The sequence below is a fragment of the Bradyrhizobium sp. AUGA SZCCT0176 genome (assembly GCF_018130145.1).
Taxonomy (GTDB): Bacteria; Pseudomonadota; Alphaproteobacteria; order Rhizobiales; family Xanthobacteraceae; genus Bradyrhizobium.
In genome coordinates, this window is the sequence record NZ_JAFCMB010000002.1 from 83,781 (window position 1) to 103,982 (window position 20,202).

Below are 20,202 nucleotides of genomic sequence, written 5' to 3' on the forward strand. Positions count from 1 at the left end.
ACATGACTGCATTCACCGCGCGGCGACTCGCCGCGTTGATTACCGTTGCCGGCGTCAGCTTTGCTGCGCCCGCCTACGCCCAGGACAAGACCGTCAAGATCGGCGTGTTGAACGACATGTCGAGCCTTTACGCCGATATCGGCGGCCCCAATTCAGTGGTCGCGGTCAAGATGGCGATCGAGGATTCCGGGCTGCTCAAGAAGGGCTGGAAGATCGACGTCGTCAGCGGCGATCATCAGAACAAGCCCGACGTCGGCGTCAACATCGCGCGGCAATGGATCGACAACGACAAGGTCGATGCGATCGCCGATACGCCGAACTCCGGCGTGGCTCTCGCCGTCAGCAACCTCGTCAAGGAGAAGAACATCGCGCTGCTCAATTCGGGCGCCGCGACGGCCGATCTCACCGGCAAGGCCTGCACGCCGAACACGATCTCCTTCACCTACGACACTTACATGCTGGCCAACGGCACCGGTAAGGCGCTCACCAAATCCGGCGGCGACACCTGGTTCTTCCTGACCGCCGATTACGCCTTCGGCCACGCACTGGAGCGCGATACTTCCGCGGTCGTCACCGCCAATGGCGGCAAGGTGCTCGGCGGCGTCAAGCATCCGATCAACACCTCGGATTTCTCCTCGTTCCTGCTGCAGGCGCAGGCCTCCAAGGCCAAGGTCGTCGGCCTCGCCAACGCCGGCGGCGACACCACCAACGCGATCAAGCAGGCCTCCGAATTCGGCATCGTCGCCGGTGGCCAGAAGCTGGCCGCACTGCTGCTGTTCATCAACGACGTGCATTCGCTGGGATTGAAGACGGCGCAAGGCCTGACTTTCACGGAATCCTTCTACTGGGACCTGAACGATCAGACCCGCGCCTTCTCGAAGCGGTTTGCCGCATTGGCGAGCAAGAATGCGATGCCGTCGATGACGCAAGCCGGCAACTACGCCATGGTGCTGCATTATCTCAAGGCGATGGAAGCGCTCGGCGGCAATCCGCATGACGGCGCCAAGGTGATCGCCAAGATGAAGGAACTGCCGACCGACGACCCCTTGTTCGGCAAGGGCCCGCTGCGCGCCGACGGCCGCCGTCTCATTCCGGCCTACCTGTTCGAAGTGAAGAAGCCGGAAGAGTCGAAGGGACCGTGGGACTATTACAAGCAGATCGCCACGATCGCCCCGGAAGACGCCGCCAAGCCGCTAGAGGCCAGCGACTGTCCGCTTGTGAAGAAGTGACCGCGTAGCGGTCATTCCGGGATGGTGCGTAAGCACCATACCTCAGGTGCGCAATTGCGCACCGGGGAATCTCGAGATTCTCCGATGCGCAATTGCGCATCGGAGTTCGCGCTTTGCGCGCCCCGGAATGACTTGAATTACATGCGCATCCGCACCTTCAACGCGGCAGCAGGTTGGTCTTGGCTAGGTCAAGTACCTCGTCGCCCCGCCCGCTCATCACCGCCCGCAGCACCCACAGACTGAAGCCCTTGACCTGTTCCGCGGTGATCGTGGGCGGCATCGACAATTCCTGCCGCGCGGTGACGACGTCGAGCACCGCCGGTCCGTCATGGGCCAGTATTTCGCGGATCGCCTGTGGCAGATCGCCGGGATCCTCGACCCGCCGCGCATGAATGCCCATGGCACGGGCCATCGCCGCGAAGTCAGGGTTTTCCAGATCGACGCCGGTTTCGATAAAGCCGGACGCCTTCATTTCCAGCGCAACGAATCCCAGCACCCCGTTGTTGAAGATCACGACCTTCACCGGCAGCTTCATCTGCCGCAGCGTGATCAGGTCACCCATCAGCATCGCGAACCCGCCATCGCCGGACATCGACACCACCTGCCGCCCCGGTTGCGACGCCTGGGCGCCGATCGCATGCGCCATCGCGTTGGCCATCGAGCCGTGCACCCAGGATCCCAGCAGACGACGGCGTCCATTCATGACGAGATAGCGCGCCGCCCAGATCGTCGGCGTACCCACATCGGCCGTGAACACAGCGTCGTCGGAAGCCGCCTCGCTGAGCAAGCGCGCCAGATATTGCGGGTGAATCGGCTTGTGCCCGGGCGTCCCGCGCGCCAGTTCGTCCAGTCCGGCGCGGGCTTTCTTGTAGTGGGCGGCACTGTCGTCGAGATGGCGGCGATCATCCTTTGCTGTCAGTTTCGGCAGCAGCGCCTCGATCGTGACGCCGACATCGCCGACGAGACCGAGATCGAGCTTGCAGCGGCGGCCGAGATTTTCGGGGCGGATATCGACCTGCGCGATCTTCGCTCCCGACGGTAGAAACTGCTTATAGGGAAAATCCGTCCCCAGCATCAGCAACACGTCGCAGGCATGCATGGCGGCGTAGCCGGACGAGAAGCCGATGAAGCCGGTCATGCCGACATCATAGGGGTTGTCGAATTCAACGTGTTCCTTGCCGCCGAGCGCATGCACCATCGGGCTCTTGAGCTTGTCCGCCAGCCGCATCAGGCTGGGATGGGCGCCCGCGCAGCCGCGGCCGCAGAACAGCGTGATACGTTTGGCGCCGTTCAAAAGCCCCGCCAGCGCCGTCAATTCCGTCTCATCCGGCCGAACCACCGGGGCTTTCGGCAGAAGCCCAGCATTCGGTGAAATGCCACGGCTGGGCGCCGGTCGCAGCGCGATATCGCCGGGGATCACCAGCACGGCCACGCCACGGCGGCCGACCGCAGCGCGGATCGCATTTTCCAGCACATAAGGAAGCTGCGCCGGATCGGAAACGAGCTCGCAATAATGACTGCATTCGCGGAACAACTCCTGGGGATGTGTCTCCTGAAAATAGCCCCCGCCGATTTCCGCGGATGGAATCTGGGCGGCGATAGCCAGTACCGGCGTTCGGCTGCGATGTGCATCGAACAAGCCGTTGATGAGGTGAAGATTGCCCGGCCCGCACGATCCCGCGCATACCGCGAGCCCGCCGGTGATTTGCGCTTCAGCTGAAGCCGCGAAGGCGGCGACTTCCTCATGCCGGACATGAACCCAGTCGATCACCTCGCGTTTGCGCAGCGCTTCGGTCAAGCCGTTCAGGCTGTCCCCGACCACGCCGAATATCCGCTTCACGCCGGCCTGGATCAGCGTTTCCGCGATGAGGTCGGCGACGGTGTCGATCGGCATGGTGGCCTCGCTCGGTTGGGGGGAGCTTCGGAACGTCGGCCATCAGATGTAACGGGCCGGCCGGATCCAAACAATTCAGGCTACCGTGATGTCCGTGGAACTCTGCGGCTTCAAGCGGCTGGTTTGCCAGCCATGGTCCGCCACGCGACCACCAGCGCCAGCGCCAATAGCGCAGCGGCCAGGAGGAACGGCGCGCCCGGCATTTTCACCGGCGCAGACTCGCTGATGAAATAGGCAAAGATCAGCGTAAACAAAAACGGTCCCACCATCTGGGCAACGCTGTTGACGCTGTTGGTGGCGCCCTGCAACTGGCCCTGCTGATCGGGCGCGACCAGTTGCGTGGTCAGCGACTGGATCGCCGCACCGGCAATGCCCCACAGCGCCATCACGGGAATGCCGGCCCAGAACAGCGGACCGGTCGGCGCAGCGCCATAGATCAGGAAACCGAGCGCCCCACAGCCGAGCCCGAGCAGCAGCGCGCGGCGTTCGCCAAGGCGCGTGACGATCGGTCCGACGCCTGCGCCCTGCACCACCATGGCGCAGACACCGACCAGCGCCAGCGTCAGCCCGACGGTCTTGGTGTCCCACCCATAGCGATAGGTCGCATAGAGCACGAAGGTCGAGGGCAGCACGACATGCGCGACCTGGCCAAAGAAATTGGCTAGCGAGAGACCTGCGAGAACCCGATCGGAGCGCAGCAGATGCAACGCGCCGAGCGGGTTGGCGCTCTTCCAGCGGAACGGCGACCGGCGCTCCGGCGGCAGCGACTCCGGCAGAATCAGCCAGCCATAAAGCGTATTGGCAAAACTCAGGCCCGCCGCGACCCAGAACGGCAGCCGCGGATCCATGTCACCGAGCAGGCCGCCGACGGCGGGGCCGAGAATAAATCCGGCGCCGAACGCCGCGCCGATCTTGCCGAACACGGCAGCGCGCCGTTCCGGCGGCGTCACGTCGGCGATGTAGGCGAAAGCCGTCGAGATACTGGCCGAGGTGATGCCCGAGATGACGCGGCCGATGAACAGCCACAGCAGCGACGGCGCCAGCGCCATCAGTACATAGTCCAGCGCCAGGCCAAAATTGGACAACAGCACCACCGGCCGGCGGCCGAACCGGTCGGACAAGGCGCCGAGGATCGGTGAGAAGATGAACTGCATCACCGCCCAGGCGGTGCCGAACAATCCAAAGATCCGCGCGGCGGTCGCGGTATCGTTGTCGACGAAGCTTTCGACCAGCTTGGGCAAGATCGGCAGGATCAAGCCGAGCGCGAACATGTCGAGCAGGATGGTAACGAAAATGAAGATGGCTGCGCCGCTGCGCACCGGCGGCATCCCGGTCGCGTGTTCCGAGGCCGCCTCGTTCACGACGGCCGTTTGCGCTTGTGGGCGAACGGATTGGCCTTCTCGCGCAGCATAATGCGGATCGGCGTACCCGGCAGATCAAAGGCCTCACGCATGCTGTTGGTGAGATAGCGCAAATAAGACGTCGGCACCGCGTCGGCGCGCGAGCAGAACAGGATGAAACTCGGCGGCCGCGCCTTGGCTTGCGTGATGTAATTCAGCTTCAGCCGGCGGCCCGACACCGAGGGCGGCGGATTGGCGTCGACCGCCTGTTCGAACCAGCGATTGAGGGCTGCCGTCGGCACGCGCTTGTTCCATACCGCATAGGCTTGCTCGATCGCGCTCATCAGCCGATCGATGCCCTCACCCATCAGGCCCGACACGGCAACAACCGGCGCGCCCTTCATCTGCGGCAGCAAATGATCGACATCGGTGCGCAGCCCCGAAACGAGGCTGCCTTTCTTCTCCATCAAATCCCATTTGTTGACGGCCAGAACGACCGCGCGTCCCTCGCGCTCGATCAGGTCGGCGATGCGCAAATCCTGTTCCTCGAACCGGTTCTGCGCGTCCATCATCATGACAACGACTTCGGCAAAGCGCACTGCGCGCAGCGCGTCCGCCACCGATAGCTTCTCCAGCTTCTCATCGATCCGCGCCCGCCGCCGCAAGCCGGCGGTATCGAACACCCGGAAGTCGCGCCCCTGCCAGGTCACCTCGACCGAAATGGAATCGCGGGTGGTGCCGGCCTCGGCGCTGGTCAGCAGCCGCTCCTCGCCGAGCAGATGATTGATCAGCGTCGATTTGCCGGCGTTGGGACGGCCGACGATCGCGACGCGAATCGGACGCTTGGCGAAATCCTCATCGGATTCGATGATGTCGTCATCGTCGAATTCCTCACCCTCCTCGGTGGGATCGGGCATCAGCACGCGCAGTGCGTCGTAGAGATCGCTGAGGCCTTCGCCATGTTCGGCGGAAATCTGCACGGGATCGCCGAGCCCGAGCGCATAGGCTTCCATCGCGCCGACTTCGCCGTGCCTGCCCTCGCTCTTGTTGGCGACCAGCACCACCGGCTTGTTGGCGCGGCGGGCGAAATCGGCAAAGGCGCGGTCGTTCGGCGTAAGCCCGGCCCGCGCGTCGAGCACGAACATCAGCGCGTCGGCAAGCGCAATCGCGGTTTCGGTCTGTTCCTGCATCCGCGCGGTGAGCGAGCCCCTGGCGCCTTCATCGAGGCCGGCGGTATCGATCACGGTGAATTCGAGATCGCCGAGGCGCCCATTGCCCTCGCGGCGGTCGCGGGTGACGCCGGGTTCGTCGTCGACCAGCGCGAGCTTCTGCCCGACCAGCCGGTTGAACAGCGTCGACTTTCCGACATTGGGCCGGCCGATGATGGCAATCGTGAAGGGCATAAATAAATCCAAACGCCCTTTTTGATGGACGTGTCAATCGAACGAAACGATAGAGCACGGTTCCGTCGGAACCGCGCTCTGATTTTGTTTTGACGCGTTTGCTTTACGCGAACCGGCGCCGACTTCGCGCGAAAACGCTATGCAATTAACGCGTGAAGCTGCCGCTCGGCATCGGCGCCGGGAACGGCGCGGCGGATTGTTGGGTGGACTGCGCGGGCGCCGCCGATTGGGCCGCCGGCTGGTCGGGCGGCGGCGCGGTGGTGCGCTTGCGCACGATCTTCTTCGGCTTCGGCGCCGGCGGCGCTGCGTTGGTGCCGCCCTCTTCCTCGGGCGCGGCATCGGGCTCTGCGGCGGCGGGCTCAGCCGCGGGCGCTGCTGCAACCGGGGCCTGCCTGCCTCTGGATTTCGCGGATCCCTTCGATTTCGGCTCCTGCGGCGCCGGTGCGACCGCTGCCTGGGCATTCGGGTCGTCGATCTGCTGCTGGCGCGCGCCTCTGTAGAGATCCTTCGGCACGCCCTGCTCGAGACCGGGCACACCGTCGGGGAAAACCGGTTTGCGTTCACCGGGCAGCTTCTTTTTGGTGTCGAGGAAGTCGAGCATGTCGGTCGGATCGAAATTGCCGATGCTGCTACAGCCCGCCAGCGCGCTGGAAAACGCGATGAGGACGGTGGCTGCGATCAGACGGTGCGGGCGGCGCATGCTCGGTTCTCGTTATCTCGTTGGCCGGCTCAGCTCTTTGCGACAGGCGGAAGCAACGCCTGCAGCGCTTCGGCGCGTGAGCGCAGGCTCGGTGGCGTGCCGCCGTCATTGGCAATTACGTCCAGCCATTGCCGTGTCGCTGTCGCATCGTTGGCGCGCCAGGCCGACAGCGCCAGCAATTCGCGCGCAGTATGGCGAAAGGTAGCAGCCGGTCCGGCTGCCGCCTCGAGGCGAGACTTCATGTCAGGATAGGAGGCGCTCTCCAGCAGCAACTGGGCGGCGCGAATCCGGGCCAGATCCTGTTCCGCCACGCCGACGCTGCGGTCGGCGGCAATCTCGTCGAACATCTTGGCGGCAGCCTGCTGGTCGCGGCTTGCGACCTCCGCGGCCGTACGCAGGCGCGCCAGCACGCGGTATCCGGCCGGCGCCTTCGCCGCCAGCTCGGCAAACGCCGCCTCGGCCTCTGCGTGCTTGTTGGCTTCCGATAGCTCTGCCGCCTTGTCGAAGGCCGCACCGGCCTCAACCGCCTTCTTGGCTTCCAGATATTGGTAGCCACGCCAGCCACCCACGGAGGCGATGATCAGGAGCGCTCCGGCAATGATATAGATGGAATATTGGTCCCACAGCTTCTTGAGCTGATCGCGACGGACCTCCTCATCGACTTCATTAAATAATTCAGACACTTAAGGCTATCCCATCCCCGCTGAGCCGCTGGACGCGCGGCGGCGCCCTGCGCCCGATCCCCGCATGGCGGCGGCGATACCCTAACGATATGGCGGTGGCAAGGCAAAGCGAGCCGGATCAAAGCGTTAACGCTGGACGTGGCAGTTGGAAGCGAGTTGTCCCACGCCGCGAACGTCCGGGAATATTGACTTCGCGGTTCAAAGCTTGGCGTAATCCGTTCGATTTTTGTCGGTTATACGTCTGATTTTGCAGGTGCTTCATGGTTTGCCGCGCCCTGGTCGTCACGCTTGCCATCGGGGCCGCCGCCCTGCCCGCCGCGACCCAAGCCTACGACATCAAGGCGAGGACGCCGGACTCGGCATTTTCCGGCAAGCTGCGCCCGGACATTTTGGGCATCTCAGCGGATTCCACCGCTGATTCCACGCGTGCCACGCTAGATTCGTTCTTCAAGGGACGCTCCAACACCACGACCGACGTCCAGCAGCAGAAGTTCGGCAGCACCGCGATCAGCTTCACCTCGGCACTGACTTTCAGCCTTCCTCCCGGGCCCAGCCAGAACGGTGAGATGCTGTCGAGCAGCTTCTCGTCGCCGGCGAGCGGCAATCGCATTTACTTCCTCGCCCGCAACCTCACCTTTGCGAAGGACCAGCAGCCGGCGAAGGCCGACATGGTCAAGGAGGTGATGGGCAAATACGGCGCACCCACCATCGTCGGCGATCAGCACCTCTATTACATCTATCGCGCCGGCTCGATCGTATCGGTCGGCACGAAATACAAGGAAGCAACCGCGATCGAGGCCATCGGCAAGCCACTCGATCCCAAGGCCGCGCTCAAGCTCAACGGCGAAACCATCCGGGGCAGCTGCGTGGCGGTCGTCAAGCGTGCGCAGGCAAAGGAGAAAGCGCTGGCCGCGATGCTCAGCGAAGCCAAGGGCGCCAATTGCGACGGCGTGCTGAGCGTGCAGCTGATCCCCGGCACAGCATCCGACCGTGTCGGGATCGCGCAGTTTTCGCTATTGGACGTCAAACGCGTCATCAGCGCGGCGGCGATCGACAGCGATGCGCTTACCGCGGAACAGAACGAACGCAATGCGATGCCGAAAGGCAGCGCGCCGAAGCTCTGATCGTCAGGCGCTTAAATTGCGAGCCTCACGCAACTGCCGTTTCAGCACCTTGCCGTTGGCGTTGCGCGGCAGCGGATCGGCGGTCAGGTCGATGGTTTCCGGCACCTTGTAGTCCGACAGCCGCTCGGCGCACCACGCACGCAAGGTCTCAACGCTGGCCCCGCCCCTGATCACGACCACGGCGTGGACGCGCTCGCCGAGCACCGGGCACGGTTTGGCGATGATCGCGCTTTCGAGCACGTCGGGGTGGCCTGACAGGACAGACTCGACCTCGGCGGAATAAATCTTCAAGCCACCGCGGTTGATCATGTCTTTCTGGCGATCGAACACGCGCACGAAATTCGACTCATCGATCGAGCCGAGATCGCCGGAATGCCAGAAGCCGGCGGTGAAACTCTCAGCCGTTGCTTTTGGATTGTTCCAGTAGCCCTTGATGACCGAGCCGCCGTGGATCCAGATTTCACCGATCGCGCCCCGCGGCAGTTCGTGGCCGTCGGCATCGACGACGATGATCTGCGCGCCGGGACAGGGCAAGCCAACGCTGTCGATGTACCGCGCGGTCAATTCGCCGGGCATCATGGTCGACGGCGACGTCGTCTCGGTGGCGCCGTAGCAATTTGCCAGCTTCAGGCCCGGAATCCTGGCGGCCAGCCGCTCGATCGTCGCAATCGGCATCGGCGCCCCGCCAAAGCCGCCGATCCGCCAGTTCGACAGATCGTAGCCGTCGAAATCCGGCTGCAGCAGGCAGAGATTATACATCGCCGGCACCATCACGGTGTAGGTGACGCGCTCTCGCGCCGCCAGCTTCAGATATTCCGCGGCCTTGAACTCCGGCATCACGATCAGCGCGCCCGCGCAGCGAGCCATGGTCGTGATATTGGCGACCACGCCGGTGACGTGCCCGAGTGGCACCGCGGCGATCGAGCGGTCCGCCGCGGTCAACTGCAGGCAGGACACGAAGACCATCGACGAATGGATGATGTTGCAATGCGCCAGCATTGCGCCCTTTGGCTTGCCGGTGGTGCCCGACGTGTAGAGGATCATCGCGGTGTCTTCTTCGCCGACCTCGGCAGGCGTCGCCGACGCTTCGATATCCAACAGATCGGAGAACTGCGAGGTGCTGCCGTCACCGACGGCAACGCGATGCAGGAGGTCAGGCACATCGCGCGCATCCGGCACGCGCTCGGCCAGTGTCGCTTCGTGGACCAGGAGCGTTGCGCCTGAATCGGTCAGCACATAGGCGATCTCAGGCTTTTGCTGGCGGATCGACAGCAACACCGTCACAAGGCCGGCATGAGCGGCGGCGAACATCGTCAGCACGAACTCGACGCGATTGCCGAGCAGCACGGCGATACGATCGCCGCGCTGCAATCCGAGCCGCTGAAACCCGGCCGCAATCCGTGCCGATTGAGAGGCCACGTCGCGCCAACTCATCCGGCGATCACCGCAGATCAACGCTTCGCCATCCGGATTTCTCTCTGCAGCCTCGGCAATCATCGCCCAGACGGAGCCCGGCCGTTCGCTAAATGCCGACACGACGCGGTCGCCGAAGCGCGTCTCGAGCCGCATCGCCGGAATAGGATGTTGCGACCAGTCCATGGCTCAACTCTTGCCTTGCTAGACTCCAACCACGGGGACGCCGATCACGACCGGATGGAAGGCAAATGCCAGCGCCAGATAGGCGATGATCCCGACCGCGATCGCGATCAGGTCGTTGCCGGGACCGCCGACCGGTATCGGCGGCCCGCCGGCGTCCGCACGGCGTTTCAGCGAGATGCGGTCGAACACCGCCCACGCCAGGAACGAGCCGAACAGGATGATCGAGCCGAGATCGCCATTGGCGAGCAGATGCGCGGCCGCCCACAGCTTGACGCCGGTCAGCATCGGATGCTTCAGCGTCGTGTAGATCCGGCCGCGGATGTAGGAGGCGACCACCAGAATGATCGCGGGCAGCATCAGGGCCACGGTGATGTGCTTGAACGCCGTCGGCGGGTTCCAGACGTCGATCCAGCCCGTAGCGCGATAATTGGCAAAGCCCCAGATGACCAGCGCCAGGCCCGCACCCGAGGCCAGCGTATAGCCGATCTTGTAGCCGCCCTCGCCCATTGAGCCGACGACCCGTGCACGCAATTTGCGCTGCGTGGTCAGCGTGTGGACGCCGAGAAACAGGACCAGGCCCAGGATCATCACCAGCAGTCCCATGACGTCCTCTCCCTGGGCGGCTTCGCTTCTACCCTCGCCTATCATTGATGGGGCTTGGAGCGCAATGCGCTACGCCGCCATCCGCCTCATGGCTTCTCCACTTGCTTCTTCAGATCGCGGTTGTCGACATAACGAATGGCGATCGGTCGCCCGGCCAGCGCGCCTCCGAGCTCGCCGGTGAATTTCAGCGGTTTGCAGGCCTCGAGCGAGGCGTTGATCGCCTTCAGGTAGGTGGCACGGGTATCGGCTGGAACGCCGGCGGTGGCGAAGGTCAGCCGGGGCGCGGCAATGATTTCGCCCGACCGCTTGAAACTGAAGCGCACCGACATCTGCATGCCCTCGCGCGCGCTATCGGCCGGCGGCGGGGTCCAGCAGGATCGCAGCGCCGCAAACAGGTCGCCGATGCTGTCGAGGTCGTGGTCCGGCTTCCGGTATTTCGCCGCCTGGTCCTTTGGCGGTACGCTTTCGATCGTCAGTTGCAGGTTCTGGCCGTAGGGATAATCGATCTCGGGAATGCAGGGGCCATCGTTGAACACGCTGCAGAATGACGGTGTGCAGGGCTGGCCGTCGAGCACGCTGCACGGCGCGTGCGAAAACGGCGTGGCGTCGATCTGACGCCGCGACTGGGCGTCGGCGGCGCCGATACCGGCAACCGCGACGATCAGGCAGATGATGACGCGCCGGAGCATACGCCGGTTCCCTTGATGTCGACGATCCAATCAAGTTGGTCCGCGCCTTGGTCGGGTTCAAGCGGGCCGGCGTTCACATCCCCGCGTTCATTTCCCGGCATTCATCGCCGATAGTTCCGCAATCAGCGCCTTTTCGCTGGGCTGGTCGAGCACGCCGGCCGCATAGAGCGAAATACCACCATAGAGCGTGATGTAGATCTTCATCACGGCCCGGCGCCGCGCGGCTGATGTCGGGATGTCCTGGCAAAAGATCCGCATCGCCTGGGTGATGACGCCGTGGACCGCGGTCTGCAGCGGCGGATTGTGCTTCATCGTCGCGTGCGGGCGGCTGGTCATCAGCGCATAGAGCGCACGGTTGGCGAGCGCGAAGCGGACATATTTCGCGGTGTAATCCTCCGGCGTGGTCGCCTTGACGAGGATCGCGGCCAGCCGGTCATAGGCGCCGGTGGCGACCGCATCGAGCAGCGCTTCGCGATCCCTGAAATGATTATACAGCGAGCGATGCGCAACACCGACGGCATCAGCCACCTCGCGCAAACTCAATTGCTCATGGCCGGCCTTGGCCACCAGACGGGTGGCGGCCTTCAGCGCGGCTGATTTCAGATTGCCGTGGCGGTAAGTCGCCCGGCGCGGCGATGCGGTCATATCCCTTCATACAAAGACCCCGGCCGCAGCGCCACTGTCGCGGACACGATTTTCCGAAGCTTAAGCCGAAACGCGGCTCCTGATGCGATCCTCGCCATATTGCGGGGTGATGTCCTCGTCGATCATGCCGCGGATCATCTTGATCACGGCACCGCGCGCCCGCGCCTTGGTGGCGGCATGCGCCGCCATGTCGAGCGTGCTCAGCTTCCCGGCCACCTCCTCCGCACTGCGCTCCAGGGCGTCAGCCGGCACTACGCGGTCGAAGAAGCCGGCCGTGACGGCTTCCGCCGGACCGAACATTTCGGCCGTCATCACGACCCGGCTGAAATAGGTCGGCGTCAGTCGCTGCCGGGCGATCTCTATGGCGAACCGCGGCACCGTGAGCCCGATTGCAACTTCATTCATCCCGATCAAGTAATTGCCCTCGGCGGCGAGACGGTGGTCGCTGGACATGATCAGGAAGGCCCCCATCGGATAGGCGTTGCCCTGGCAGACCGCGACCACCGGGGTCGGAAACGACAGGATGCGCAGCGCCAGTTCGGCGCCCGCTTTCAGCATCAGGTACTGATCCTCGGCGCTCCCTTTGGCGAAGACGTTGAGGTCGAAACCGCCGGAAAAGTGCCTCCCGCGCGCCTTCAGGATCACGACGGTTTTGTCCTTTTCCGCCTGGTCGAACGCCGCATGCAGCGCGTTGAGCATCGCCAGCGACATCACATTGGCCTTGCCTTCGTCCATCACGATGGTGCCGACGGGGCCGGTGCGGGAATAGGTCGCAAGATCAGTCATGTTGGCCTCCCTGTTTTGTAAGCATCCAGTGGATACTTTAGAACGCGACTGGCCGGCGCAAGGGATTTTGCTGAACCAGATTCGCATGGAGGCATCCACTGGATGCATGAGTGGTGGCGGATCGAACCAACGCGCCGGTTTGGCCCGTAGGTCGCTCGTACTCACGCTGCCGTTGTGGTATGATAGGTGGAACAGCAGGGATTGCAGGCGTGAAGAAGAAAGATCATGAGGCCCGCTTGGTCAAAACGGCCAAGGAGATTGCCGTCAGCGGAAGGCATAACGGCTGGTTCTATGTGGCTTGCGAACTTAGGAGCAAAGGCGAACCGCTTGCGCTTCAGGTCCTCGAGAAAGAGCCGTTTAGGTCCGAACTTGATCGGATTTGTGCTAAGTCGAGAAGGCAGAAGTGGGGTGCTACGGATGTCTAAAAGCCCTCGCCCTCACGCCTTCTTCTTCACATCCTTGATGTGAGAAAACACGATGCCCTCGGCGCGTTCCTTGGTATAGCCCAAATAGAACTCGTTCTTGGCGAGGAACACCGGGTCACCGTCGACGTCATCGGCGACACCCGAACCATTGGCCGACATGAACGCGTCGAGCTTCTTGCGGTCGTCGGACGAGATCCAGCGCGCCAGCTGGAATTCCGAGACTTCGAATTCGACCGGCAGCGAATATTCCGCATCGAGCCGCGCTTTGAGCACGTCGAGCTGCAGCGGACCGACCACGCCGACCAGCGCCGGCGCGCCGTCGCGCGGGCGGAACACCTGCACGACGCCCTCCTCCGACATCTGCTGCAGCGCTTCCTTCAGCTTCTTGGCCTTCATGGCGTCGGTCAGGCGCACGCGGCGGACGATTTCCGGTGCAAAGCTCGGCACGCCGACGAACGTGAGATCTTCGCCTTCGGTGAGCGTGTCGCCGATCCGCAAGGTGCCGTGGTTGGGAATGCCGACGACATCGCCGGCAAAGGCTTCATCCGCCACCGAGCGGTCCTGGGCAAAGAAGAATTGCGGCGAGGACAGCGACATGTTCTTGCCGGTGCGCACCAGCTTGGCCTTCATGCCGCGGCTGAGCTTGCCGGAGCACAGCCGCGCGAACGCGATGCGGTCGCGGTGGTTCGGATCCATGTTGGCCTGGATCTTGAACACGAAGGCGCTCATGCGCGGCTCTGATGCCTCGACCTTGCGCAGGTTGCTCTCCTGCGCGCGCGGCGGCGGCGCAAAGCGCCCCAGACCTTCCAGCAAATCGCCGACGCCGAAATTGCGCAGCGCGCTGCCGAAATAGACCGGCGTCAGATGGCCCTCGCGGAACGCCTCGAGTTCGAACGGCTTGCAGGCTTCCGAGACCAGCGCGAGTTCGTCCTTGACCTCGGCGACGTCGAGATTGGCGCTCCGGCCGGCGAGATCGGCGATGTCGATCTGCTGCGCGGCGCCGGTCTTGGCGCCGCCGCCTTCGAGCAGGCGCACGCCGCCGGTGGCGATGTCGTAGGTGCCGAGGAAGTCACGGCCGCGGCCGACCGGCCAGGTCATCGGCGTGGTGTCGAGCGCCAGCGTCTTCTCGATCTCGTCGAGCAGCTCGAACGTGTCGCGGCTCTCGCGGTCCATCTTGTTGATAAAGGTGATGATCGGGATGTCGCGCAGGCGGCATACCTCGAACAGCTTTCTGGTGCGCGCCTCGATGCCCTTGGCGGCGTCGATCACCATGACCGCGGAATCGACCGCCGTCAGCGTGCGGTAGGTGTCCTCCGAAAAGTCTTCATGGCCCGGCGTATCCAGGAGGTTGAAGACCAGGCCATCGAACTCGAAGGTCATCACCGAGGTCACGACCGAAATGCCGCGCTCGCGCTCGATCTTCATCCAGTCGGATCGGGTGTTGCGGCGTTCGCCCTTGGCCTTGACCTGGCCGGCAAGGTTGATGGCGCCGCCGAACAGCAGCAGCTTTTCGGTCAGCGTGGTCTTGCCGGCGTCCGGGTGGGAAATGATGGCAAAGGTCCGCCGCCGCGCCACTTCATCTGCAAGCGGCGAGCGGGACGGCGATTCGGCTGAAACGGCAATGTCGGACATGAATCGAGCGTTTGGCAGGGAAAACGGGCGCAATCAAGGGCGATTTGGCAATTGCCGACCGTGGATACAACCCCCATATCCAGCAGGGAAGGACGACCTTCCCATCACCATCATCCGCGGGGACGACCCTGCCTTATCTGGAGGGTTTGTCATGGCCTGGGCTGTGTTGTTCACCGCGGGTCTCCTGGAAATCGGCTGGGCCATCGGTCTCAAATACACCGAAGGCTTTACGCGGCTGGTGCCGTCGGCCCTGACGCTGGCGGCCATGGCCGGAAGCATCCTCCTGCTCGGACTGGCACTGAAAACCTTACCGATCGGAACGGCCTATGCCGTCTGGACCGGAATCGGCGCCGTCGGCACGGCTATCCTTGGCATCGCCCTCTTCGGCGAACCCGCCACCGCGGCCCGCCTGGCCAGCATCGGGCTGATCGTAGCCGGCATTGTCGGGCTGAAGCTGGTCACCTGATTAGCGCAGCAGCACCACCGCCCAATATGTCGCTGCGGCCACGATTCCCGAGGCCGGGATGGTGATGACCCAAGCATAGACGATCGAACTGGCCACGTTCCAGCGCACCGCCGAGACCCGGCGCGCCGCGCCGACGCCAACGATGGCGCCGGTGATGGTATGGGTGGTGGAAACGGGAACCCCGAGCCAGGTCGCCATGAACAGGGTCGCGGCCCCGCCGGTTTCCGCGCAAAAACCCTGCATCGGCGTCAGTTTGGTGATCCGCAGGCCCATGGTACGGACGATCCGCCAGCCGCCCATCAGCGTGCCGAGCCCCATCGCCGCCTGGCACGAGATCACCACCCAGAACGGGATCGAGAATTCAGTGCCGAGATGGCCCTGCGAATAGAGCAGCACCGCGATGATGCCCATGGTCTTCTGCGCGTCGTTGCCGCCATGACCGAGCGAATACAGCGAGGCCGAGACGAACTGCAGGATGCGGAAGGCGCGGTCGACCGCGAACGGGGTCGATCGCACCGACAGCCACGACACGATCGCGACCAGCACCAGTGCCAGCAGGAACCCGACCAGCGGCGACAGCACGATTGCCAGCAGCGTCTTGGAGAGCCCGCTCCAGACCGCTGCGGACAGGCCTGCCTTGGCGATCCCGCCGCCGAGCAAGCCGCCGATCAGCGCGTGCGAACTGGACGAGGGAATGCCAAGCCCCCAGGTGATCAGGTTCCAGACGATGGCGCCGACAAGCGCGGCAAAGATCACCGTCGCATCGACGATGCTGGGCTCGATGATGCCGGTGCCGATGGTGTTGGCGACGTGAAGACCGAACACCAGAAAGGCGATGAAGTTGAAGAAGGCGGCCCAAAACACCGCATATTGCGGCCGCAATACGCGGGTCGACACGATCGTGGCGATCGAATTGGCGGCGTCGTGCAATCCATTGAGGAAGTCGAACAGCAGCGCGACCGCAATCAATGCGATCAGAATTGGAAGACCAAGCGCAGCATCCACTTGTTGGCCCTGCCCTATACCTGTTCAATCACGATGCTGTTGATCTCATTGGCGACGTCGTCGAAGCGGTCTGAAACCTTTTCAAGATGCTTGTAGATCTCGGCGCCCACGATGAAATCCATGGTGTTGGCGTCGCGATGCTTGAGAAACAGTTCCTTCAGCCCGATATCGTGGAGGTCGTCGATGCGACCCTCAAGCTTGCCGATCTCCTCGGTGATCGCGGTCAGCATCGCGACGTTGTCACCGATCGCCTGCATCAACGGCAAAGCGCGCCCGACCAGATTGGCGCATTCGACGATCAGCGTTCCGATTTCGCGCATCGGCGGCTCGAATACGCGGACCTCGAACAGAATGACGGCCTTGGCGGTCTGCTGCATCTGGTCGATGGCATCGTCCATCGAGGTGATCAGGTTTTTGATATCGCCGCGGTCGAACGGGGTGATGAAGGTGCGCCGGACCGCAGTCAGCACCTCGCGGGTGATATTGTCGGCATCGTTTTCGAACTGATTGACGCGCTGGCAGAACACCGGCGTCTCGTCGCCGCCGCGCAGCATGTCCTGCAGGGCCAGCGCCCCCTGCACGACGGTCTGGGAATGACGGGCAAAGAGGTCGAAAAACCGCTCTTCCTTGGGCAGGAAATAGCGAAACCAGCGCAACATCGGTCTTATCCATCGTTCTGGAACGGCTGCCCGAGGCAGCCTGTCACAAAACTGTCATAGACCATTCACAGGCAAAGCGCGCGACGACGGACCCCGGAATAGTGGTCATCCACCGCTTTGTAGGCCGTAAAAATGCACCCGAACGGGCAATTTACAGCGAACGGCGGAAGAAATGCGCGATCTCGCCAATCACGCCGCGGCGGAAAGTCAGCACGCAGGCGACGAAGATGACGCCCTGGATCACCGTCACCCACTGGCCGAAACCAGCCAGATATTGCTGCATGGCGATGATCACGAAGGCGCCGACCACCGGACCGAATACGGTTCCGAGACCGCCGACCAGCGTCATCAGCACGATTTCGCCCGACATCGTCCAGTGCACGTCGGTGAGCGAGGCGTTCTGCGCCACGAATACCTTTAGCGAACCTGCGAAACCGGCGATCGTTCCGGAAAGGATGAAGGCCAGCAATTTGTAGTGATCGGTCTTGTAACCGAGCGAGATCGCGCGCGGTTCGTTTTCGCGGATCGCCTTCAAGACCTCGCCGAACGGCGAGTTGATGGTGCGATAGATCAAGAGGAAACCGCCAAGGAACCCGACGAGGATGACGTAATAGAGCACCGTCGGCTTGGCGAGATTGAAGATGCCGAACAGATAGCCCTGCGGGATGCCCTGGATGCCGTCCTCACCATGGGTGAACGGCGTCTGCAGGTAGATGAAATACAGAAGCTGCGACAGCGCCAGCGTGATCATCGAGAAGTAGATGCCCTGACGGCGAATGGCGACGACGCCGGTAATGACGCCAAGCCCGGCGGCACCCAGGGTGCCGACCAGAATTCCGAGCTCCGGCGACAGCCCCCAGACCTTCAGAGCATGCGCGGTGAAGTAACCGGCCGTGCCCAGAAACATCGCGTGGCCGAACGACAACAGCCCGCCGTAGCCGATCAGGAGGTTGAACGCGCAGGCCAGCAGCGCAAAGCACAACGCCTGCATCACGAAGAACGGATAGATCCCGGTCAGCGGCACGATCGCCAGCAGCGCCGCCATCAGGACGAATACGATCATCTCGTCGCGCACAGCGCGCGGTGATGCCGGCAGTGTATCGTCAGTCAATGCGCTCATATCAGGCCGCCCGTCCGGTCAGACCCGTTGGCTTCACCAGCAACACCAGTACCATCAGGACGAAAACCACGGTGTTTGAAGCTTCGGGATAGAAGTATTTGGTTAGTCCTTCGATCACGCCGAGCGAAAAGCCGGTGATGATCGATCCCATGATGGAGCCCATGCCGCCAATCACCACCACCGCGAACACGACGATGATCAGGTCGGCGCCCATCAGCGGCCGGACCTGGTTGATCGGGGCGGACAAGACACCGGCCAGCGCCGCGAGGCCCACGCCGAGCCCATAGGTCAGCGTGATCATCCTGGGCACGTTGATGCCGAACGCGCGCACCAGTGTCGGGTTTTCGGTCGCGGCGCGCAGATTGGCACCAAGCCGCGTCTTTTCGATCAGGTACCAGGTGGCGAGGCAAACGATGAGCGAGAAGACCACCACCCAGCCGCGGTAAATCGGCAGGAACATGAAGCCGAGGTTCATGCCGCCCTTCAGTTCATCAGGGATCGCATAAGGAAGGCCCGAGGAGCCGAAATAATTCTGGAACACGCCCTGCACGATCAGCGCGATACCGAACGTCAGCAGCAGCCCGTAGAGATGGTCGAGGCCTGAAAGCCATTGCAACATGGTCCGTTCCAGGATCATGCCGAAGATGCCGACCACGATCGGCGCGATGATCAGCGCCGGCCAGTATCCGATGCCCGCCAGGTTGAGCAGGAAATAGGCGCAGAACGCTCCCATCATATAGAGCGCGCCGTGGGCGAAATTGATGATGTTGAGCATGCCGAAGATGACGGCCAGCCCGAGACTGAGCAGCGCGTAGAACGAGCCGTTGATCAATCCCACCAAAAGCTGCGCGTAGAGAGCTTGCATCGGTTTCGCACTCGATTTCGTGGTGACGCTATTTCGCGCGGTGACGCGAAGGTATCGCGTAGTGACGCGAAGTGAAGCCCGCCGGCACGGTGCCGGCGGGCGATCATCTTACTTCTTTACCAGCGGACAGGCGCTTTCCGAAAGCGGCCGGAAAGCCTGGTCGCCGGGGGTGGTCCCGATCAGCTTGTAATAGTCCCACGGCCCCTTGGATTCGGCCGGCTTCTTGACCTCAAACAGGTAGGCCGGATGAAGCTTGCGGCCGTCGGCGCGGATCGTGCCCTTGCCGAACAGCGGGTCGTCGGTCGGCGCCGCCTTCATTTTCTCGACGACCTTGATGCCGTCATGCGGATTGCCGCCCATCGCGTCGACAGTCTTGAAGTAGTGGATCAGACCGGAATAGACGCCGGCCTGCACCATGGACGGCATCGCCTTGTTCTTCATGCGCTCGGAGAAGCGCTTGGAAAACGCGCGGGTGTCGTCGTTGAGATCCCAGTAGAACGTCTCGGTGAAGCTCAGGCCTTGGGCTACTTTCAGACCGAGCGAGTGAACGTCGGTGATGAACAGCAGGAGACCGGCCAGTTTCTGGCCGCCAGCGACGATGCCGAATTCCGACGCCTGCTTGATGGTGTTGGTGGTATCGCCGCCGGCATTGGCCATGCCGACGATCTTGGCCTTGGAGGCCTGCGCCTGCAGCAGGAACGAGGAGAAGTCCGACGAATTCAGCGGATGCCTGACGGTGCCGATAATCTTGCCGCCCGATTTAGTCACGACCGCGGCGGTGTCGCGCTCCAGCGCGTGGCCGAAGGCGTAATCCGCGGTCAGGAAGTACCAGGTATCGCCGCCGGCCTTCACCAGCGCCTGCCCGGTGCTGTTCGCCAGCATGTAGGTGTCGTAGACCCAGTGGATTGTGTTCGGCGAGCATTGGGCGTTGGTGAGGTCCGACGACGCCGCGCCGGTATTGATCATGATGGCGTTCTTTTCCTTCACCAGGTTGTTGACCGCCAGCGCAACGCCGGAGTTCAGCACGTCCATGAAGATGTCGACCTTCTCGACGTCGATCCATTGGCGCGCGATGGTCGTGGCGATGTCGGGCTTGTTCTGGTGGTCGGCCGAGACCAGATCGATCTTCCAACCCTTGGCCGCAAGCCCGGAATCCTCGATCGCCATCTGGGCGGCGAGCGTGGAGCCGGCGCCGCCGAGGTCGGAATAAAGACCGGAATTATCGGTGAGGACGCCGATCTTGATGTTCTTGTCCTGCGCCAGCGCGCCGCTCGCGGCGAGGGTCAGCGCGGTGCCGAAAAGAAGTGCCGAAATTTTCTGTTTCATATTTTCTCC

The 20,202-nt window shown here is 63.1% G+C and carries 19 protein-coding genes; 3 read left to right on the forward strand and 16 right to left on the reverse strand.

The features are described from left to right. The first annotated feature begins 2 nt into the window (after positions 1 to 2). Entirely contained in the window at positions 3 to 1,229 is a 1,227-nt protein-coding gene (locus JQ600_RS05395; protein WP_212264825.1) for an ABC transporter substrate-binding protein, read from the forward strand. A gap of 157 nt (positions 1,230 to 1,386) precedes the next feature. Here JQ600_RS05395 and poxB read toward each other — a convergent pair whose 3' ends face one another. The 5 genes from poxB to JQ600_RS05420 form a co-directional block, all read right to left on the reverse strand. Continuing rightward, on the reverse strand, positions 1,387 to 3,123 hold the full coding sequence (gene poxB, locus JQ600_RS05400) for a ubiquinone-dependent pyruvate dehydrogenase (protein WP_212388633.1): 1,737 nt from the start codon (positions 3,121 to 3,123) through the stop codon (positions 1,387 to 1,389). A 110-nt stretch (positions 3,124 to 3,233) separates the two neighbouring features. Next, entirely contained in the window at positions 3,234 to 4,451 is a 1,218-nt protein-coding gene (locus tag JQ600_RS05405) for a TCR/Tet family MFS transporter (RefSeq protein ID WP_212388820.1), read from the reverse strand. A gap of 29 nt (positions 4,452 to 4,480) precedes the next feature. Further along, the gene (gene der, locus JQ600_RS05410) at positions 4,481 to 5,866 is read right to left on the reverse strand and encodes a ribosome biogenesis GTPase Der (RefSeq protein WP_212388635.1); all 1,386 of its coding nucleotides are present in this window, start codon (positions 5,864 to 5,866) and stop codon (positions 4,481 to 4,483) included. Positions 5,867 to 6,011: 145 nt separating this feature from the next. Then, positions 6,012 to 6,566 carry a hypothetical protein gene (locus tag JQ600_RS05415; RefSeq protein WP_212264828.1) on the reverse strand — a complete coding sequence of 185 codons (555 nt, stop codon included), beginning with the start codon at positions 6,564 to 6,566 and terminating at the stop codon, positions 6,012 to 6,014. Positions 6,567 to 6,595: 29 nt separating this feature from the next. Next, on the reverse strand, positions 6,596 to 7,249 hold the full coding sequence (locus JQ600_RS05420; protein WP_212388637.1) for a tetratricopeptide repeat protein: 654 nt from the start codon (positions 7,247 to 7,249) through the stop codon (positions 6,596 to 6,598). Positions 7,250 to 7,509: 260 nt separating this feature from the next. Between JQ600_RS05420 and JQ600_RS05425 the strand changes: the two genes are divergently transcribed. Beyond that, positions 7,510 to 8,373 (forward strand): hypothetical protein, encoded by an 864-nt coding sequence (locus JQ600_RS05425; protein ID WP_212388639.1) that lies wholly within the window; start codon positions 7,510 to 7,512, stop codon positions 8,371 to 8,373. A gap of 3 nt (positions 8,374 to 8,376) precedes the next feature. On the opposite strand, the gene JQ600_RS05430 is transcribed toward JQ600_RS05425, so the two are convergent. The 6 genes from JQ600_RS05430 to JQ600_RS05455 all read right to left on the reverse strand — a co-directional run bounded on the left by JQ600_RS05430 (position 8,377) and on the right by JQ600_RS05455 (position 14,752). Further along, positions 8,377 to 9,972 carry a class I adenylate-forming enzyme family protein gene (locus JQ600_RS05430; RefSeq protein ID WP_212388641.1) on the reverse strand — a complete coding sequence of 532 codons (1,596 nt, stop codon included), beginning with the start codon at positions 9,970 to 9,972 and terminating at the stop codon, positions 8,377 to 8,379. Between the two features lie 18 nt (positions 9,973 to 9,990). Further along, the gene (locus tag JQ600_RS05435; protein ID WP_212388642.1) at positions 9,991 to 10,575 is read right to left on the reverse strand and encodes an NnrU family protein; all 585 of its coding nucleotides are present in this window, start codon (positions 10,573 to 10,575) and stop codon (positions 9,991 to 9,993) included. 86 nt (positions 10,576 to 10,661) lie between these two features. Further along, on the reverse strand, positions 10,662 to 11,264 hold the full coding sequence (locus JQ600_RS05440) for a hypothetical protein (protein ID WP_212388644.1): 603 nt from the start codon (positions 11,262 to 11,264) through the stop codon (positions 10,662 to 10,664). A gap of 87 nt (positions 11,265 to 11,351) precedes the next feature. Further along, a complete protein-coding gene (locus JQ600_RS05445) occupies positions 11,352 to 11,909 on the reverse strand; it encodes a TetR/AcrR family transcriptional regulator (RefSeq protein ID WP_212388646.1) in 558 nt (185 codons plus the stop codon). A 60-nt stretch (positions 11,910 to 11,969) separates the two neighbouring features. After that, positions 11,970 to 12,695, reverse strand: coding sequence for a crotonase/enoyl-CoA hydratase family protein (locus JQ600_RS05450; protein WP_212489736.1), 726 nt, complete (start codon positions 12,693 to 12,695; stop codon positions 11,970 to 11,972). Positions 12,696 to 13,132: 437 nt separating this feature from the next. Continuing rightward, on the reverse strand, positions 13,133 to 14,752 hold the full coding sequence (locus JQ600_RS05455) for a peptide chain release factor 3 (protein ID WP_212264836.1): 1,620 nt from the start codon (positions 14,750 to 14,752) through the stop codon (positions 13,133 to 13,135). Positions 14,753 to 14,903: 151 nt separating this feature from the next. On the opposite strand from JQ600_RS05455, the gene sugE reads away from it, so the two are divergent. After that, positions 14,904 to 15,218 (forward strand): quaternary ammonium compound efflux SMR transporter SugE, encoded by a 315-nt coding sequence (gene sugE, locus JQ600_RS05460; protein ID WP_212034055.1) that lies wholly within the window; start codon positions 14,904 to 14,906, stop codon positions 15,216 to 15,218. Here sugE and JQ600_RS05465 read toward each other — a convergent pair whose 3' ends face one another. From JQ600_RS05465 to JQ600_RS05485, 5 genes are all read right to left on the reverse strand, one after another. Beyond that, positions 15,219 to 16,223 carry an inorganic phosphate transporter gene (locus tag JQ600_RS05465; RefSeq protein WP_212264837.1) on the reverse strand — a complete coding sequence of 335 codons (1,005 nt, stop codon included), beginning with the start codon at positions 16,221 to 16,223 and terminating at the stop codon, positions 15,219 to 15,221. A gap of 14 nt (positions 16,224 to 16,237) precedes the next feature. Next, complete coding sequence (locus JQ600_RS05470; RefSeq protein ID WP_212264838.1) at positions 16,238 to 16,882, reverse strand: DUF47 domain-containing protein; 645 nt, start codon at positions 16,880 to 16,882, stop codon at positions 16,238 to 16,240. Positions 16,883 to 17,033: 151 nt separating this feature from the next. Next, positions 17,034 to 18,002 (reverse strand): branched-chain amino acid ABC transporter permease, encoded by a 969-nt coding sequence (locus tag JQ600_RS05475; RefSeq protein ID WP_212264839.1) that lies wholly within the window; start codon positions 18,000 to 18,002, stop codon positions 17,034 to 17,036. A 1-nt stretch (position 18,003) separates the two neighbouring features. Continuing rightward, entirely contained in the window at positions 18,004 to 18,867 is an 864-nt protein-coding gene (locus JQ600_RS05480; RefSeq protein WP_192739604.1) for a branched-chain amino acid ABC transporter permease, read from the reverse strand. 108 nt (positions 18,868 to 18,975) lie between these two features. Beyond that, on the reverse strand, positions 18,976 to 20,193 hold the full coding sequence (locus JQ600_RS05485; protein WP_212388650.1) for an ABC transporter substrate-binding protein: 1,218 nt from the start codon (positions 20,191 to 20,193) through the stop codon (positions 18,976 to 18,978). Between the last annotated feature and the right edge of the window lie 9 nt (positions 20,194 to 20,202).

Excerpts from the sequence above, each read along its gene's own strand:
- JQ600_RS05395 (WP_212264825.1), top strand. The coding sequence starts at position 3 with ATGACTGCATTCACCGCGCGGCGACTCGCCGCGTTGATTACCGTTGCC.
- poxB (WP_212388633.1), bottom strand. The coding sequence starts at position 3,123 with ATGCCGATCGACACCGTCGCCGACCTCATCGCGGAAACGCTGATCCAG.
- JQ600_RS05405 (WP_212388820.1), bottom strand. The coding sequence starts at position 4,451 with ATGCCGCCGGTGCGCAGCGGCGCAGCCATCTTCATTTTCGTTACCATC.
- der (WP_212388635.1), bottom strand. The coding sequence starts at position 5,866 with ATGCCCTTCACGATTGCCATCATCGGCCGGCCCAATGTCGGAAAGTCG.
- JQ600_RS05415 (WP_212264828.1), bottom strand. The coding sequence starts at position 6,566 with ATGCGCCGCCCGCACCGTCTGATCGCAGCCACCGTCCTCATCGCGTTT.
- JQ600_RS05425 (WP_212388639.1), top strand. The coding sequence starts at position 7,510 with ATGGTTTGCCGCGCCCTGGTCGTCACGCTTGCCATCGGGGCCGCCGCC.
- JQ600_RS05430 (WP_212388641.1), bottom strand. The coding sequence starts at position 9,972 with ATGGACTGGTCGCAACATCCTATTCCGGCGATGCGGCTCGAGACGCGC.
- JQ600_RS05435 (WP_212388642.1), bottom strand. The coding sequence starts at position 10,575 with ATGGGACTGCTGGTGATGATCCTGGGCCTGGTCCTGTTTCTCGGCGTC.
- JQ600_RS05440 (WP_212388644.1), bottom strand. The coding sequence starts at position 11,264 with ATGCTCCGGCGCGTCATCATCTGCCTGATCGTCGCGGTTGCCGGTATC.
- JQ600_RS05445 (WP_212388646.1), bottom strand. The coding sequence starts at position 11,909 with ATGACCGCATCGCCGCGCCGGGCGACTTACCGCCACGGCAATCTGAAA.
- JQ600_RS05450 (WP_212489736.1), bottom strand. The coding sequence starts at position 12,695 with ATGACTGATCTTGCGACCTATTCCCGCACCGGCCCCGTCGGCACCATC.
- JQ600_RS05455 (WP_212264836.1), bottom strand. The coding sequence starts at position 14,752 with ATGTCCGACATTGCCGTTTCAGCCGAATCGCCGTCCCGCTCGCCGCTT.
- sugE (WP_212034055.1), top strand. The coding sequence starts at position 14,904 with ATGGCCTGGGCTGTGTTGTTCACCGCGGGTCTCCTGGAAATCGGCTGG.
- JQ600_RS05470 (WP_212264838.1), bottom strand. The coding sequence starts at position 16,882 with ATGTTGCGCTGGTTTCGCTATTTCCTGCCCAAGGAAGAGCGGTTTTTC.
- JQ600_RS05475 (WP_212264839.1), bottom strand. The coding sequence starts at position 18,002 with ATGAGCGCATTGACTGACGATACACTGCCGGCATCACCGCGCGCTGTG.
- JQ600_RS05480 (WP_192739604.1), bottom strand. The coding sequence starts at position 18,867 with ATGCAAGCTCTCTACGCGCAGCTTTTGGTGGGATTGATCAACGGCTCG.
- JQ600_RS05485 (WP_212388650.1), bottom strand. The coding sequence starts at position 20,193 with ATGAAACAGAAAATTTCGGCACTTCTTTTCGGCACCGCGCTGACCCTC.